15 protein-coding genes are annotated in these 14,945 nt (G+C 61.7%); 3 read left to right on the top strand and 12 right to left on the bottom strand.

Annotated features, from left to right (window positions below):
* Positions 1–8: 8 nt before the first annotated feature.
* From AC1DPR_RS00300 to AC1DPR_RS00260, 9 genes are all read right to left on the bottom strand, one after another.
* The gene (locus AC1DPR_RS00300; RefSeq protein WP_018854724.1) at positions 9–1,205 is read right to left on the bottom strand and encodes a beta-ketoacyl-ACP synthase; all 1,197 of its coding nucleotides are present in this window, start codon (positions 1,203–1,205) and stop codon (positions 9–11) included.
* Positions 1,202–1,684 (bottom strand): 3-hydroxyacyl-ACP dehydratase FabZ family protein, encoded by a 483-nt coding sequence (locus AC1DPR_RS00295; protein WP_018854723.1) that lies wholly within the window; start codon positions 1,682–1,684, stop codon positions 1,202–1,204. The genes AC1DPR_RS00300 and AC1DPR_RS00295 overlap by 4 nt, the downstream gene beginning before the upstream one ends.
* Positions 1,685–1,797: 113 nt before the next feature.
* Positions 1,798–2,076 (bottom strand): acyl carrier protein, encoded by a 279-nt coding sequence (locus AC1DPR_RS00290; RefSeq protein ID WP_007533215.1) that lies wholly within the window; start codon positions 2,074–2,076, stop codon positions 1,798–1,800.
* 171 nt (positions 2,077–2,247) lie between these two features.
* Positions 2,248–3,228: an adenosylcobinamide-phosphate synthase CbiB gene (cbiB, locus tag AC1DPR_RS00285; RefSeq protein WP_477815582.1), complete on the bottom strand. Its 981-nt coding sequence runs from the start codon at positions 3,226–3,228 to the stop codon at positions 2,248–2,250.
* A complete protein-coding gene (cobD, locus tag AC1DPR_RS00280) occupies positions 3,225–4,226 on the bottom strand; it encodes a threonine-phosphate decarboxylase CobD (protein ID WP_192240563.1) in 1,002 nt (333 codons plus the stop codon). Before cobD ends, cbiB begins: the two co-directional genes overlap by 4 nt.
* The gene (locus AC1DPR_RS00275; RefSeq protein WP_477815581.1) at positions 4,223–5,530 is read right to left on the bottom strand and encodes a cobyrinate a,c-diamide synthase; all 1,308 of its coding nucleotides are present in this window, start codon (positions 5,528–5,530) and stop codon (positions 4,223–4,225) included. The genes cobD and AC1DPR_RS00275 overlap by 4 nt, the downstream gene beginning before the upstream one ends.
* Positions 5,527–6,369 (bottom strand): uroporphyrinogen-III C-methyltransferase, encoded by an 843-nt coding sequence (gene cobA, locus AC1DPR_RS00270; RefSeq protein ID WP_477815710.1) that lies wholly within the window; start codon positions 6,367–6,369, stop codon positions 5,527–5,529. The genes AC1DPR_RS00275 and cobA overlap by 4 nt, the downstream gene beginning before the upstream one ends.
* Before the next feature lie 149 nt (positions 6,370–6,518).
* Entirely contained in the window at positions 6,519–7,469 is a 951-nt protein-coding gene (locus AC1DPR_RS00265; protein WP_477815580.1) for a nucleoside hydrolase, read from the bottom strand.
* A gap of 74 nt (positions 7,470–7,543) precedes the next feature.
* Complete coding sequence (locus AC1DPR_RS00260; protein WP_018854717.1) at positions 7,544–7,963, bottom strand: cobalamin biosynthesis protein; 420 nt, start codon at positions 7,961–7,963, stop codon at positions 7,544–7,546.
* Between the two features lie 99 nt (positions 7,964–8,062).
* Between AC1DPR_RS00260 and AC1DPR_RS00255 the strand changes: the two genes are divergently transcribed.
* The 3 genes from AC1DPR_RS00255 to AC1DPR_RS00245 all read left to right on the top strand — a co-directional run bounded on the left by AC1DPR_RS00255 (position 8,063) and on the right by AC1DPR_RS00245 (position 10,118).
* Positions 8,063–8,848: a TSUP family transporter gene (locus AC1DPR_RS00255; RefSeq protein ID WP_477815579.1), complete on the top strand. Its 786-nt coding sequence runs from the start codon at positions 8,063–8,065 to the stop codon at positions 8,846–8,848.
* 98 nt (positions 8,849–8,946) lie between these two features.
* Positions 8,947–9,312, top strand: a complete 366-nt coding sequence (locus AC1DPR_RS00250) for a nuclear transport factor 2 family protein (RefSeq protein WP_018854715.1) — start codon at positions 8,947–8,949, stop codon at positions 9,310–9,312.
* Positions 9,313–9,314: 2 nt separating this feature from the next.
* The gene (locus AC1DPR_RS00245) at positions 9,315–10,118 is read left to right on the top strand and encodes a helix-turn-helix domain-containing protein (RefSeq protein WP_192240626.1); all 804 of its coding nucleotides are present in this window, start codon (positions 9,315–9,317) and stop codon (positions 10,116–10,118) included.
* Here AC1DPR_RS00245 and AC1DPR_RS00240 read toward each other — a convergent pair.
* From AC1DPR_RS00240 to cobN, 3 genes are read right to left on the bottom strand one after another with little or no spacing between them, the layout of a single operon-like run.
* Entirely contained in the window at positions 10,115–10,540 is a 426-nt protein-coding gene (locus AC1DPR_RS00240; protein WP_192240560.1) for an EamA family transporter, read from the bottom strand. The two genes, AC1DPR_RS00245 and AC1DPR_RS00240, sit on opposite strands and share 4 nt — an antisense overlap.
* On the bottom strand, positions 10,540–11,172 hold the full coding sequence (gene cobO, locus AC1DPR_RS00235; protein ID WP_018854712.1) for a cob(I)yrinic acid a,c-diamide adenosyltransferase: 633 nt from the start codon (positions 11,170–11,172) through the stop codon (positions 10,540–10,542). The genes AC1DPR_RS00240 and cobO overlap by 1 nt, the downstream gene beginning before the upstream one ends.
* Before the next feature lies 1 nt (position 11,173).
* On the bottom strand, positions 11,174–14,941 hold the full coding sequence (cobN, locus tag AC1DPR_RS00230) for a cobaltochelatase subunit CobN (RefSeq protein WP_018854711.1): 3,768 nt from the start codon (positions 14,939–14,941) through the stop codon (positions 11,174–11,176).
* Between the last annotated feature and the right edge of the window lie 4 nt (positions 14,942–14,945).

The raw sequence follows: 14,945 nt of genomic DNA, 5'->3' as shown, positions 1-14,945 counted from the left end.
CACACTCCTCACGCTTCCGCGGAAAGAACCGCGACGCCTTCGCCGCGCTGATGACCGACTGTAGTAACGACGGCCGCCTTGGTCGCGGCCGCCATCGGCTTTTCATGGGCCTGATCGAAGACCGGAATCTTCGCCTTACTGTCGACGGCCAACGCCCCCAGCGCTAGGCCGAGCGTAAAATGCGCCTCAAGTCCATGGCCGGTGACACCGCCGAAGCCGCGAACAGCGGCGCCAGGCAGATGACGCTCGAGCACGGCCTTCTCACGGCCGGCGAGGTCAGGAATGCCCGTAGAGCCGGAGAAGATTGCGGTGCTCTCCGGCGGAAGGTCGGACGCGGTTTCCAGCAATCGCTCAAGGCGCTTCTCGAGGTTGCCCGAGTTGCGATTGCCGCGATCGCCTTCAATGGACGAGATCGACGCATAGATGTGCGCGCCACGTGCGTCCGCATGCGCGCGCGACTCGAGGACGAGGAACGCGCCGAGCGATCCGGAAATGACGCCGCCGTGATCTCGGGACCAAAGCGGCTGCCATTCGTTGCGGCAGTAGACATTGATCGCCTCGAACAGGAGGACCATGTCCAGACGTTCCGCCGAATAAGCCCCGCCGACCAGTGCGTGCGTCGATTCGCCCGACTTGATGCGATGGAAGGCCGTCTCGACAGCGGAGATGCCAGCGGACTCCTCGCCCATGAAGGTCCGCGAAGAACCGGTAACCTTGTGGACGATGGAAATGTTGCCGGCGAGCAGGTTGGACAGCTGCGCCAGGAATAGCGTCGGGCGCAGTTCCGTCGTCAGCTTTTCGTTCAGGAGAACCTCACGGTCGTTGCGCTTCAGGCCTTCGTCGACGATCAGCGTATCGACATTGATGTCGCGCTCGCCGCCGCCAGCAGCGACGATCATGTCCATGGTGCCGCAGGCTTCCGCGTCTTCCTTGAAGCCGGCGTCATCGAGAGCGAGACCGGCGGCGAAAACACCGATACGCTGCCAGTTTTCCATCTGCCGCTGGTCGCCGCGCTTGGCGATCTGCTGCGACCAGTCGATCTCCGGAAGCGGGTGGACCGGATAGGGCTTGAATTTCTCAAGCTCGACGATTGTCTGCGGCGCGCCTTCAGCAGTGAGCAGCGCGATATGCGGCTCCTTGCCGACGCCCTGGCACGTTACAATGCCGACGCCCGTGATCACGACATCATTCTGAGCCTTGCTCATTCATTTACTCCCTGCGAAGCAATCGCATCCATGAGGCCAACTTCAGCGGCACGCTTCTTGACGATATCTCCAAGCGGAACCTCGCTGAAAGGCATGGTCCGCAGCTTGAGCTGCGCGTCGCAGACCTTCTTACCGCCGCTCGTGATCTTTGCCTTGGTTACCGCAAATCCGGAGCCGTCGTGTTCCAGAAACGCCTCGATGTCCAACACCGCCTCGGGTTCCACGAAGGTACGCATCTTGGCCCCGTCGACGGACATCAGGAACGGCATTGCGGCAAAATCGGTGGCCGCCAGCACGAGCATGCCGGATGCCTGCGCCATCGTTTCGATCAGCAGCACACCGGGAACCAGGGGCATACCGGGAAAATGACCTTCAAAGACCGGGCTTTTCGCAGGCACGACAGAGCGCGCCTTGAGCGTCCCTTTCTGAAGGTTGACCGCCTCGATGCGGTCAATCATCTGGAAGTACTCCAGTAGCATCGAATCCTCCGGCCACAAGGATACCTGCCCTGCGGCTAGGCCTACTTAGGAACGAAACCGCCCGGCCGCCATGGTTAACAGCGGCAGGGCGGAGAAAAAGATGACGGCGCCAATCAGGCCTTGGCGGCGCGCAGCTCGTCGATCTTGGCACAGAGGTTCTTCAGCACGAAATATTCTTCCGTGGAAACCTTGCCCTCGTTGACTTCCTGCGTCCACTTCTCGAGCGGGATCTTGATGCCGAATTCCTTGTCGATCGCGAAGACGATATCGAGGAAGTCGAGGCTGTCGATACCGAGGTCGTCGATCGTATGGCTTTCCGGCTTGATCGTATCGCGATCGATCTCGCTGGTTTCTGCAATGATGTCGGCAACTTTATCGAATGTGGCGGTCACGCACTTACCTCTTGAAATGACGAGTTAACCCTCCTCATAGGCAAATCCATTTCAAAAAGCCAATGCTTTCCTCCCTCCCGGCACGCAATTTGCACGACCAGTGTTGCTTAAACAGCAAAGCACACGGGCGGCTTGCCGCACAGCGTGCTGGGTGAACTCACCCCTTCGCGATCAGAGCAGTACCAGGAAAAGAACCAGGGCGGTCCCCGCAAGGATCGAACAGCTGGCATAAAAGACCGAGACGCCATCCTCGATGTCGGCGACCGTTGCCGTTTCACGTCCGCTGCCGTTGATCATCGGCTCCATGACGACAACCCCGGAATAAACGCGTGGGCCAGCAAGTTGCACATTCAGCGCCCCCGCCATCGCCGCCTCCGGCCGGCCGGAATTGGGAGAGCGATGCAGGCCGCCGTCGCGGGCGGCAATACGCAGCGCTTCCCGGCAGGCGGCGCTCCCTCGCCGCAGCCAGGCCCCGGCCGCAATCAGGAAAATCGAAAGGCGCGCAGCCGGCCAGTTGGCAAAGTCGTCCAACCGAGCAGCCGCCCAGCCGAAATCGGCATACCTGTCGGACTTGTGTCCGATCATCGAGTCCGCCGTGTTCAGCATCTTGTAGGCGAATAGGCCGGGCAAGCCAAAAACGGCGTACCACAGCGCTGGAGCAACCACGCCATCCGAGAAATTCTCGGCCAGGCTCTCGATTGCCGCACGGCAGACGGCGGGCTCGTCCAGTGTTTCCGGATCACGCCCGACAATCCGCGAAACAGCCAGCCGGCCGCCACTGATGCCTTCGGTTTTCAATCCGGCGGCAACGGCCTCCACATGATCGGCAAGGCTCTTCTGCGCCATGAAGACGGCAACGCAAACAACTTCAAGGAGGATCCCGATCAGGCCGAACAACGAGAAGAAACGATGCAAGACGAAACCCGCAGCGGCACTGAGGATCAAAAGACCGGCGATCGACCAGACGCCGTTGCGGCGCCGCACGCGCTTGTGAAGTTCCGTGCGATTGAACATCCGGTCGACTCGAGAGATCGCGTTTCCGAAGAGCGCAACGGGGTGCGGCATGCGTATCCACAACGCATCTGGGTCCCCGACAATCCTGTCGAGCAGAAGCGCGAGAACCAGCACGAGAAGATTATGGTCAAATGTCATGATCTATAACTCTGCAATGCATCAGATAGCCGTTGGTCGCCGGCCGCATCGGCGGCGAGACCGAAACGCAGCCAACGCGGCTGATAATCGAATTTGCGAACCAGAATGCGATGCTGGCATAGATGCCGGTGCAGCTCGGCGGCTTGCTCGTGATCGACGAGTGCAAAGAGGTGCGTTCCTCCGACAATGCTTAGACTGCCTTGCTCGAGAATCGTGCGTAGCGCATCGGCCCTCTCGGAGATCCGCAGCTGTATCGGGGCCAGATCCGATGCAAGGAGATCGGTTGCGATCGAAAGCGCGGGACCGGACACCGACCACGGCCCAAGCAGGTCTTCGAGTTGCGCCAGGATTTGCGGAGCGGCGACGGCAAATCCCAGGCGCAACCCTGCCAGCCCGAAGAACTTGCCAAAGGAACGAGAGACGAGAACATTCGGCAGCCGCGAGGCAAACGGCGCCAGGCTCATCTCGGGGCATGTATCGCCGAAGGCTTCATCCACAACGACGAAACCTCCTCTGGTCCTCATCTCTTCACTGAATACTACGACCTTCTCCGGAGCGTAGACGCGACCATCGGGGTTGTTCGGATTGACGATGACGACAATTGCGTGACCGGCTTTGACGTCATCCAGACCGGAGACCAAATCCACGGAATGGCCTGCCATCCGGAAGGCGCGCTCATATTCGCCGTAGGTCGGAGCCAGAATGGCAACCCGTCCGGCAACATCAAAGAGCCGCGGCAATAGCTGGATAACCGATTGCGTACCGGGAACAGGCAGCGGGAGGATGTCGCAGCTGCGATAATAGTCTCGCGCCGCCGCACGCGCGCGATCGATGAGATGCTTGTCGGGCAGGCGATGCCAGGCGCGCATTGGGATAGCCGGCAGTGATACCGGGCACGGGTTGATACCCGTCGAAAGGTCAAGCCACTGCTCTACCTCGCCGCCGTACATTGCGGCGGCAGCCGTGATGCCACCTCCATGAACAATCGGGGCGTTCATCTTGCCCCCTCGGCAAGGTCGATCAGATGCATGTAGGACCCTGCGATCTGCCCGCGCTGGAGCCCGGCTTGTCCAAGGTCATTGCCCAACGCGTCCGTCACCTGGAAGAGACGATCGGCTTCACCCTCGGAAACCACGGCCGAATAATGAAACTCATGCGCGGTCATAGGCAGCTCAAAATAGGCGTCGTTCAATGGCTTCACGCGGCGATAACCCAGGTGGCGTTTGCGCTCCTCGTAGCTGGTCACCACAGGCAAGAGGCCGAGCATCTCATGACGGACGCTGGCCCCGTCGACCAGCCCTTCGCCGAGAACCATGTATCCGCCGCACTCCCCGTAGATGCGCACGCCCCTGTTGGCGGCGTCGAGCACTTTGGCCCGGAAATTGGCGGCCGCCGCAATACGTCCGGGGTGGAGCTCCGGATAGCCGCCCGGAAGATAGATCGCATCTGCCGCCGGATCCGGCGCCTCGTCCGCAAGCGGCGAGAAGAACGAGATTTCTGCACCGCGCCGACGCCAACCAAGCAGCATGTGCTCGTAGGAGAAGGCAAAGGCGATGTCGCGCGCCACTGCTATCCTGCTGCCGAGCGGCGGCAACCGAGCAATGTTGGCAGTGGACGGGCGATTGAGCCCCTGGCGCGCAATGCGCAGCAGGAACTCGAAATTGCATTCGTCGGACACCGCATCGGCAGCATGCTCGATGAAGCTTTCAAGCATATCATGCTCTCCCGCCTGGACGAGGCCGAGATGCCTCTCGGGAAGAGCGATGTCATTGTCACGGCGGACGACGGCAACAATCGGCATGCGGATCTCATCGAGCGCCTTGCGCAGCATCATCTCGTGGCGTTCGCCGCCAACCTTATTGAGAATGACGCCGGCGATGCGAACATCCGCGCGAAAGCCCGCAAATCCCGTTACCAGTGCAGCCACCGACTGCGACATGTGCGACGCATCGACGACAAGCACGACGGAAAGACCAAGCATGGCAGCAAGGTCGGCCGCAGTGCCCTTCCCGTCGGTCGCGCCGTCGAAAAGCCCCATCATCGCCTCGATAACGAGGACGCGGTCGCCAGAGCGATGCAGGGTCGCATTGGCGGCGATCAATTCCGCGCGCATCGCCCATGGATCGAAGTTGAGGCAGGCAACGCCGCTGGCCGCCGCATGAAAGGCCGGATCGATATAGTCGGGCCCCGCCTTGCCGGGCGCTACCGCAATGCCGCGCTTACGAAGCGCACGCAGCAGGCCCAGAGTCACCGTAGTCTTCCCCGATCCGGAGGACGGGGCCGCAATCAACAAACCGCTCATGCCGTCTCCCTGCTGTTCGAGTCCTGGAATGGATCGGGGCGCAGCCTGCGTCCTGCAAGCGCCCCCAGCCAATCGAGCGACGGCCTCAGCCGGACAACCTCCCCGACCACCACGATCGCCGGCGGTTCGAGGCCGGAGGCTGCAACAGCGGCCGGCGCCTCATCGAGCGTGGTTTCTAGCACCTGTTGGAGGCCGGTCGATGCGTTGCAGACGAAGGCAACCGGTTCCGATGGCGATCGCCCAGCGGCGACGAGCTTCTTGCTGATCTGATCGATATGCTTCATCGCCATATACATGACGATAACAGGCGAGCCCTTGCCGATGGCTTCCCAATTGATCGCATCCGGCACGATGCCCGAGGAATCGTGTCCCGTCAGGAACGTCACCGCATGGTTGACATCCCTGTGCGTGACGGGAATGCCAGCATAGGCCAGCCCGCCGATACCCGCGGTAATGCCCGGTACGATACGGAACGGGACATTGTGCTCGACTAGCGTCAACGCCTCCTCGCCACCGCGCCCGAAGACGAAGGGATCGCCGCCCTTGAGGCGCAGGACGCGCTTGCCTGCGTGGGCGAGTTCGACCAGCCGCAGCGAAATGTCGCGCTGCTTGGCGGACGGCTGGCCGCCACGCTTTCCAGCATATTCCAACAAGGCGTCGGGTCGTGCAAGCTTCAGGCAATCGACGTTCACGAGCGCATCGTGAACCACGACATCCGCCTCCGCCAATCCCTTGACGGCAAGAAGCGTCAGCAATCCGGGCTCGCCTGGGCCCGCACCAACAAGCCAAACGCTGCCCGGCTCAAGAGCCGGCAGATGTGAAAACGCAGCTTCGATCATTGGCATGATCTATGCCCCGTCGCAGGCAAGGTCAACGCCGCTGATCGCGCTCGAGACAGATGTGAAAGGCACACGTCCTCCAACCATTCCGTCTCCTCTTGCGGCAAGCAAGGTTTCACGCCCAGCCGACGCGCGACCGGGCGAAGTTCTCACCCACGCAGAAGCGTGTCGCGTATGAGACTGATCACCTTTTCGGACTCGATGCCGGTGCAGACGACCTGGCTCGGCAGGCCGTCCCAATCGCCCGGCGGGAAGCGGCGGCCGTCCGGTTTCACGATTGTCTGCCCATCGGCAATGCCGCCGCAGACGACGCGCACCGGGCCGCTGATGGTCGAGAACCGCTCGGGTGCGATTACGTAGACGCAGGCACAGCTGTCGTGAACCATCATGCCGTCTTCGACTGCGTGCTTGTAGAAGTCGATGTAGTCCTGTGAAAGATCGTTCAACAGCTTTACGGCGCTGTCGCCCTTGGCCGCGACGTCGGCAAGATAGCCGCGGCTCATCGTCGTGATCGCGGTCACGTCGAGGCCAATGACGGCAACCTTCCAGGGCGCGGTCAGGACGATGTCGGCCGCTTCCGGATCCCCATGGATGTTGGCTTCCGCGACCGGCGACACGTTGCCCGGAACGTAGAAGTTGCCGCCCATGATGACGACGTCCTTCACGAGGCCCGCAACCTCCGGATCTTCCTTGAGCGCCATCGCCAGGTTGGTCATGCGACCGACGGCAACCAGTCTGACCTCGCCCGGGTGGGCGCGGACGGTATCGATGATGAAGCGGTGAGCGGGACGCGGATCGAGCGGCAGATCGATCGTTTCGGGCACTTCGATGTTGCCGAGGCCGTTCTCGCCGTGCACGAAGGTCGGCCATGCCCCCTCTGTGCGCGCTGGATCGATCGTCACGCTGGCGCCCTTGGCGACCGGAGCGGGAATGTTCCACTCACGCTTCAGGAACAGCGCGTTGCGCGTCGTCGTCTCCACCGACGCGTTGCCGAACACGGTCGTGATTCCAAGCAGATCGATCTCGGGATGGCGGTGCAGAAAAAGCAGAGCCATTGCATCATCGACGCCCGGATCCGTGTCATAAATGACCTTGTGCATGAGTGTGCCTCTTTTCGTTATTGTCGCAGGGCAGCCGGACGGCGCCGCGAAGTCGGCGGCCACCATAGCGTCCGCTATTCTTTCTGCAACAGGGCGCACGCGATCGCAGCGGTGGCGCGTCGTGACTTGGTCTTCGGAACGACGAGTTCCGCATGCGGCCCAATCGCCGCCAACGCAGCCGATTCGGCAACCCCGTGACACCCCACTCGGGCGAAGACGACTGCCGAAGGATTTTTCAGCCGCGGCGTTTCTTCCTCGAGCCGCGCCGGAGCGAAGAGCAAGAACGGCACGCCAAGGCGGCGCGCTGCTGCAAGGATCGCGGGCTCATTGCATCGCGTATCGATCGACGCAACGGCCGCCAGCTCACCGGGGTCGATACCCGCCGCCGTCAACGCCGCGCTGGCAAGCTCGCTCACCTCGTTTTCAGGCGTTCCGCGCTCGCAGCCGAGACCGAGCACGTACCGGCGCGTCCCATCGAATACAATTTCGGTCACATGCGACAATGAAACCCGCCCCTGTGTTCCTCAAGCCATTGCAGCACGGGGCTGGAAATGCAACATGCGCCGCGTACCACATTCCAGAGTTCTCCCTCCTTGTCTGACCTTGCCCCTCATCTGCTATTCATGCTGGCTGCAGCTGGCTTTTTCGCCGGCTTCGTCGATTCCATCGCGGGCGGCGGTGGCCTGATCACGGTCCCGGCGATGCTGATTGCCGGTATTCCTCCGCTGCAAACGCTGGGCTCCAACAAGGTGCAATCCGTATTCGGGGCAGCTTCCGCCACGATCGCCTATGCCCGAAAGGGACACGTGCATCTGCGCACGCAATTGCCGATGGCCTTGATGGCAGTCGTCGGCGGGTCTCTCGGCGCCGCCTTGGCAACGGTCGTTCCGGGCGAAGTGCTGCGCGCGGTCATGCCGATCCTGCTTGTGGCAATCGCTCTCTATTTTGCCTTGAAGCCGAACCTGAATGACGTCGACAAGCATCGCCGCATGACGCCCTTCGTCTTCGGCCTGACGCTGGTTCCGGCAATCGGATTCTACGATGGCGTCTTTGGTCCTGGTGCCGGCTCCTTCTTCATGCTGTCCTTCGTATCCCTTGCCGGCTTCGGCATGTTGAAGGCAACGGCGCACACCAAGCTTCTGAACCTCGGCTCGAATATCGGCGCGCTCATCGTCTTCATTTCCTTCGGTGCGATCCTTTGGAAGATCGGCTTGATGATGGGCGTCTGCCAATTTCTGGGGGCGCAGCTCGGCTCCCGGCTTGCGATGCGCACCGGCGCCCGCCTGATCAAGCCGCTGCTCGTCATCGTCTGCGTCGCCTTCACGATCAAGCTTCTGGCCGATCCGGCCAATCCCATCCGTATCTGGCTCGAAATCTGACGCCGCGTCCGATTACCTTCGGCGTAATTGATGAGGCGCCGGCGCTTCTCCATGATCGCGATGTCTGGACGAACCAGGCGCCAACAGGAGATGATCTGATGACCGATGCGAACACCGAAGCCCAGCGCTACATCGCGATCTGGAACGAGACGGATGCGACCCGCCGCACCGCCTTGATCGCGGAAAGCTGGCATGAAGCGGCAACCTATATCGATCCCTTGATGCGCGGCGAAGGCCATGAGCAGATCAACGCACTTGTTGAAGCCGTGCATGCGCGCTTCCCGGGTTTCCGGTTCGAACTCGTCGGCACCGCCGATGGCTACGGCGACAACCTGCGCTTCTCGTGGGGTCTCGGACCGACGGGCGGGGAACACCTCATCAAGGGCACCGATTTCGCGGTGCTCGAAGGTGGACGACTGAAATCCGTGCACGGCTTCATCGACCAACTCCCCGAAGCCGCATGATGATGACGCCCGCCCGCTCCCTTGGGGACTATCTGCGCGACTGGCGGCAGAAGCGCCGAATGAGCCAGCTCGCCCTTGCCTTGGAGGCCGAAATCTCACAGAGACATCTGAGTTTCATCGAGAGCGGGCGGTCGATCCCAAGCCGCGACATGCTGCTGCATCTGGTCGAACGGCTCGGCGTGCCGCTCAGGGATCGCAATCCGCTGCTGCTGGCCGCAGGTTTTGCGCCGCTGTTTTCCGAGCGTTCGCTCGACGATCCGACCCTTCGACCGGCGCGGCAGGCAGTCGACATGATCCTCAAGGGACACGAGCCCTACCCCGCCCTTGCGATCGACCGGCACTGGACATTGATTGCCGCCAATGACGCGATCGCCCCGCTTCTTGAGGGCGTCAGGGATCGCGCTTTGCGGGAAGGGCCAATCAACGTTCTCCGCCTCAGCCTGCATCCCGATGGGTTGGCGCCGAAGATTGTCAATCTGCCGGAATGGCGCGCACATCTCCTCGAGCGGCTGCACCAACAGATTTCGGCCACGGGAGATCCGATTCTCGGCGAACTGCTGAAGGAATTGTCCGCCTACCCGCTAAGCGGTGGCCGGCCGGAGACGAGCAGGAAAGCCGACTATGCCGGCATCGCCGTGCCGCTCGAACTGGAAACGGAAGCAGGCCTGCTCTCTTTCCTTTCGACAACCACTGTTTTCGGCACGCCCGTGGACGTCACCCTTTCCGAACTTGCGATCGAATCCTTTTTCCCCGCGAACGAGGAAACGGCAAGACTTCTCGCAACAACGGCACAGGCGAGCGGCTAGAACAAGGCGAGCAAGAGCGCCCCGCCGGCAATCAGGCTTACGCCGAGCCAGTTCATGAGATTGAGCTTTTCACCGAGAAAGACTACGCCGAAAACCGCGACAAGAACGATGGAAAGCTTGTCGATCGGCGCGACGCGTGCGGCATCGCCGATCTTCAGTGCGCGGAAATACGCAAGCCACGAGGCGCCCGTCGCGGCGCCTGAAAGGCAAAGGAAAAGCCAGGTCTTGCCTGAAATGCTGGAGAAGGGCTGCCATTGCCCGGTTGCCACAACAATGGCGCTGATGATGAAGATGATAACGACAGTGCGGATCAGCGTGGCGAGATCGGAATTGATGCCGACGACGCCGATCTTTGCAAAGATCGCCGTCAACGCAGCAAACGCCGCCGAAAGCACCGCCCAGAAAATCCAACTCTGTGTCATCAGAACTCCACGCCGGGCTGTCCCTTGATGCCGGAACGGAACGGATGCTTGATCAGCTCCATCTCGGTGACGAGATCGGCGATCTCGATCAGCTCATCCTTGGCGTTGCGCCCGGTCAGGACGACGTGGGTCATATACGGCTTCTCGTTCTTCAGGAACTCGACCACTTCGTTGATATCGAGGTAGTCGTAGCGCAACGCTATATTGATCTCGTCGAGGAGCACCATCGAATTCCGTTCGTCGCGGATCAGTTCTTTCGCCTTCTCCCAGGCTGTACCAGCCGCAGCCACATCGCGAGCGCGATCCTGCGTCTCCCAGGTGAAGCCCTCGCCCATGGTGTGGAACTGGCAGATGTCGGAGAAGTGCTTTTCGATCAGGTCGCGCTCGCCGGTCCACATCGCGCCCTTGATGAACTGAACGACGGCAGACGGCTTTCTGTGCGCGATATGCCGGAAAATCATCCCGAACGCGGAGGACGACTTGCCCTTGCCCTTGCCGGTATGGACGATGATGAGGCCCTTTTCGTCCGTCTTCGTCGCCATGATCTTGTCGCGGGCGGCCTTCTTCTTCGCCATCTTCTCGGCGTGGCGCGCGTCGTCGTGGCCAGCGGTTTCGGTATTTTCGGCGGTCATCTCAATTCTCCCCGGATGCAAGCTTGAATGTGTCTGAAAGGTCGAAGCGCGCGGAATTGCTGCGCGGCGTCCAGAGATGGCGATCGATGGCCTCGAGCAGCCGCTCCTTGATATCCTCGAAGGCGGCTGGGTTCTTCTCGATCATGAAATCGCGCACCTTCGGATCAACCACGAAGGCCTGGTAGACGGCTTCGAAATGATGATTGCCCACAGCGCCCGTCGTTGCCGCAAAGGCAAAGAGGTAGTCGACGGTCGCGGCGATCTCGAAAGCGCCCTTGTAGCCATGGCGCATGACGCCGTCGATCCACTTCGGATTGACGACACGGCCGCGCACGACACGCCCGATCTCCTCTTCCAAAGACCGGATCACCGGCTTCTCGGGCCTGGAGTGATCGTTATGGTAGATCGCTGGCCGATCACCCGCGAGCATTTCGGCCGCAGCCGCCATACCGCCCTCGAACTGGTAATAATCGTCGCTATCAAGAAGGTCGTGCTCGCGATTGTCCTGGTTCTGCACGACCGCCTGGATCGAGCGGAGGCGCTCTTCGAAGACACCACGCTCTGCCCGGCCCTCTTCGCCGGCGCCATAAGCGTAGCTTCCCCACACGAGATAGGCTTCAGCGAGATCGGCCCGGCGTTCCCATCCCTTCTCGTCGATCAATGCCTGCAAGCCGGCACCGTAGGCGCCTGGCTTCGAGCCGAAAACGCGATAGCCGGCCCGACGGCTTGCTTGGGCCGGGTCCAGTCCGGCCGCTTCAAGCCGTGCAGCCTCGCCGCGCATGCGCTGCGCAATCGGGTTGTCGGTAGCATCTTCTTCCAGCGCCCCGACGGCACGGATTGCCTTGTCGAACAGTGCAATCTGTTCCGGAAAGGCATCCCGGAAGAAGCCTGAGATACGCAGCGTCACATCGACACGCGGATGCCGTAGCAATGCGGGCGGGATGATTTCATAGCCGGTGACGCGCCGCGAGGTCATGTCCCACACCGGCTTCACGCCGATTAAGGCCAGAGCCTGGGCGATGTCATCGCCGCCCGTGCGCATGTTCGAGGTGCCCCAGGCGGTCAGGCCGAAGGAGACCGGCCATTCGCCGTGATCCTGCACGTAACGGCGGATCACGAGTTCAGCGGACTTCTTCCCGAGCTCGTAGGCCGCCGGCGTCGGCACGGCACGGCTGTCGACCGAGTAGAAATTCCGCCCTGTCGGCAGCACATCGGGACGTCCTCGCGTGGGCGCACCTGACGGACCGGGCGGCACGAAACGCCCATCGAGCCCGCGGAGCAGACCTTCGATCTCCGCCGTCCCACAGGCGAGAATGGCTGGCCTGAGCCGCATCTCGATCTCCGCAAGAACGGCGCGCGTCGCTGCCCAGTTCTCCGGGCAGGTGAACTCAGCTGCCACCAACTTTGCGGCAAGAAGTTCGATCCGCTCGACTGTATCGCCGCTCGTTCGCCAGACAGCGTCCGTGATGCCCACGAGAAAATCCGGATGCGGTCCAGCCCAGGCCTCGGCCATATCGCAATCGAGCGGGTCGAACGCCAAGTCGAGATCCGCGGCAATCGCACGCTGAAGGCTACGGTCACCTCCCTGTCCGAGCCCGCGCGGAACCCGGGCCAGCGCGACCGTCAGATCCGTCAGCAACCGTCCCTGCGGCGAGACGCCGAAAACATGCAGGCCGTCGCGGATCTGCATCTCCTTGAGATCGCAGAGATAGGCGTCGAGCTTCTTCAAAGCCTCCGTCTCGCTCTCACCCTTGTCAATGCCGGCATCGCGATCGAGGCCGATGTCGGCCACGAGATCGAGGATCTGCTTGCTGAGAAGCCGGATGCGGCGCGGATCACCGCCCGACGCCTCGTAGTATTCGTCGACCAGCGCTTCCAGATCCTTGAGCGGCCCGTAGCTCTCGGCACGCGTCAGCGGCGGCGTCAGATGATCGATGATCACGGCGCCGGCGCGACGCTTGGCTTGCGTGCCCTCGCCGGGATCGTTGACGATGAAGGGATAAAGATGCGGCATGGGGCCGAGGACAGCTTCGGGGTAGCATTCCACTGACAAAGCCAGCGCCTTGCCCGGCAGCCATTCCAGATTGCCGTGCTTGCCCATGTGAATAACGGCGTGGGCACCGAATTCGTGGCGAAGGAAAGCGTAAAAGGCAAGATAGCCATGCGGTGGCACGAGATCCGGGGAATGGTAGCTTTCCTTTGGATCGACGTTGTAGCCGCGCGCCGGCTGGATGCCGACCAGCAGCTCACCAAGACGCATGAACGGCAGCGCAAAAGCGCCCTCCACGACATAGGGATCGGCCTCGGGTGCGCCCCAACGCCCACAGATTTCATCCTGAATCTTTTTGGGAAGACTTCCGAAGAAAGCCTTGTATCGACTCACTGAAAGCGATTCGCGAACAAGCTTCCCATCCTGTCCTGAACTTGTCGGCCCTTCCATCAGGCGTCGTATCAGAGCATCGCCATCATCGGGAATATCCGCGACTGGATAGCCGGCGCCACCCATTGCCTTCAGCACCTCAACGGTGCCGGCGGGCGTGTCCAACCCGACGCCGTTACCGAGTCTGCCATCGCGGTTCGGATAGTTCGCCATGACAAGAGCGATGTGTCTCTTGCCGACGGGTGTCGTCCGCAGATTGGCCCAGTTGGCTGCAAGCCGCGCTGTATAGCGCATCCGCTCGATATCCGGCTCGCTGCCGACAATATTGGCCTCGACGCGCGCGTCGTAGCGCGATGCCGACTTGAATGAAACCGCTCGGGCAAGCACCCGTCCGTCAACCTCCGGCAGCGCAACATTCATTCCAAGGTCGCGTGCGGAGAGCCCCTGCGAGGAAGCGGCCCACGCTTGGCGCGACGACGCCGAAAAGATCGCCTGAAGCACCACCGCGTCGTTCGCCTCGAGCACGGTCTGCTCGCGATCCGCACCAGGCGCAGACACGGCAAAGCCTGTCGTATTGATCACCACCTCGGGCTTGATGGCGTTAAAAACACTTTCGAGAATGCCCTTCGAGACAGGATCCTTGAGGCTGTAAGCAAACACCGGCAGCGGCCGGATGCCTTCAGCCAGCAGCGTATCGATCAAGGCTTCGACAGGCTTGGTCTCTCCGCTTTGCACGAGCGCGCGATAGAAGCTGACCGCGACCACAGGCGTTTGTGACACTCCCTGTACGAAGCGCACCCGTTCGTCGCACGCCGACCTCCACTCTTCGACGCCGACGACGCCCTTGCCCGGCCACCAGATCCCAGCCTTCATCAGCGGCGATGCCGCTTCCGGCTTTTCAGTTCCCGAGAGCATCGCACCGGCATAGTCCAGAAACGCCCGCGAATTGGCATCGCCGCCTTCGATGAGATAGGCCCAAAGGGCGTTCAGGTCTTCAAGCGGTACATTCGAAAATGGTGTCAACCCCGCATCGGACTTCGAATCTCCGGGCAGCACGGCGATGAACGCGCCAGATCGAGCTGCCGCCGTATGGAGCGCCTCCAGCGCATAGTGGAAGTAGCTGGCGCCACCCAGCGCCCTCACGACGATTAGCTTGGAGTGGCGGGCCGTCCGCTCGATATAGGCATCGACCGACATTGGATGCTTCAGGCTCATCAGGCTTGCCAGCCGCAGCGAGAAGCCGGCCGACGGTTCGTCATAAGCGGCGGCTATCGCGGCAAGCTCGGTATCGGCAGCCGACAGGAACAGGACATCGCCGGGCGATTGACCGAGATCGATCGCCTCCTCGGCGTCACTGATTGTTCCCTGCTGTGCCAGAAGCAGATGCATCGGT

It is taken from the genome of Rhizobium sp. 01T417 (assembly GCF_056398905.1).
Note: the sequence above shows the minus strand (reverse complement) of the source record. Positions and strands in the feature narration are given on the sequence as shown.

What these genes read in the sequence shown, in the direction of transcription:
- AC1DPR_RS00300 (WP_018854724.1), bottom strand. Translation starts at nt 1,205, where the DNA reads ATGAGCAAGGCTCAGAATGATGTCGTGATCACGGGCGTCGGCATTGTA.
- AC1DPR_RS00295 (WP_018854723.1), bottom strand. Translation starts at nt 1,684, where the DNA reads ATGCTACTGGAGTACTTCCAGATGATTGACCGCATCGAGGCGGTCAAC.
- cbiB (WP_477815582.1), bottom strand. Translation starts at nt 3,228, where the DNA reads ATGACATTTGACCATAATCTTCTCGTGCTGGTTCTCGCGCTTCTGCTC.
- cobD (WP_192240563.1), bottom strand. Translation starts at nt 4,226, where the DNA reads ATGAACGCCCCGATTGTTCATGGAGGTGGCATCACGGCTGCCGCCGCA.
- AC1DPR_RS00275 (WP_477815581.1), bottom strand. Translation starts at nt 5,530, where the DNA reads ATGAGCGGTTTGTTGATTGCGGCCCCGTCCTCCGGATCGGGGAAGACT.
- cobA (WP_477815710.1), bottom strand. Translation starts at nt 6,369, where the DNA reads ATGATCGAAGCTGCGTTTTCACATCTGCCGGCTCTTGAGCCGGGCAGC.
- AC1DPR_RS00265 (WP_477815580.1), bottom strand. Translation starts at nt 7,469, where the DNA reads ATGCACAAGGTCATTTATGACACGGATCCGGGCGTCGATGATGCAATG.
- AC1DPR_RS00250 (WP_018854715.1), top strand. Translation starts at nt 8,947, where the DNA reads ATGACCGATGCGAACACCGAAGCCCAGCGCTACATCGCGATCTGGAAC.
- AC1DPR_RS00245 (WP_192240626.1), top strand. Translation starts at nt 9,315, where the DNA reads ATGACGCCCGCCCGCTCCCTTGGGGACTATCTGCGCGACTGGCGGCAG.
- AC1DPR_RS00240 (WP_192240560.1), bottom strand. Translation starts at nt 10,540, where the DNA reads ATGACACAGAGTTGGATTTTCTGGGCGGTGCTTTCGGCGGCGTTTGCT.
- cobO (WP_018854712.1), bottom strand. Translation starts at nt 11,172, where the DNA reads ATGACCGCCGAAAATACCGAAACCGCTGGCCACGACGACGCGCGCCAC.
- cobN (WP_018854711.1), bottom strand. Translation starts at nt 14,941, where the DNA reads ATGCATCTGCTTCTGGCACAGCAGGGAACAATCAGTGACGCCGAGGAG.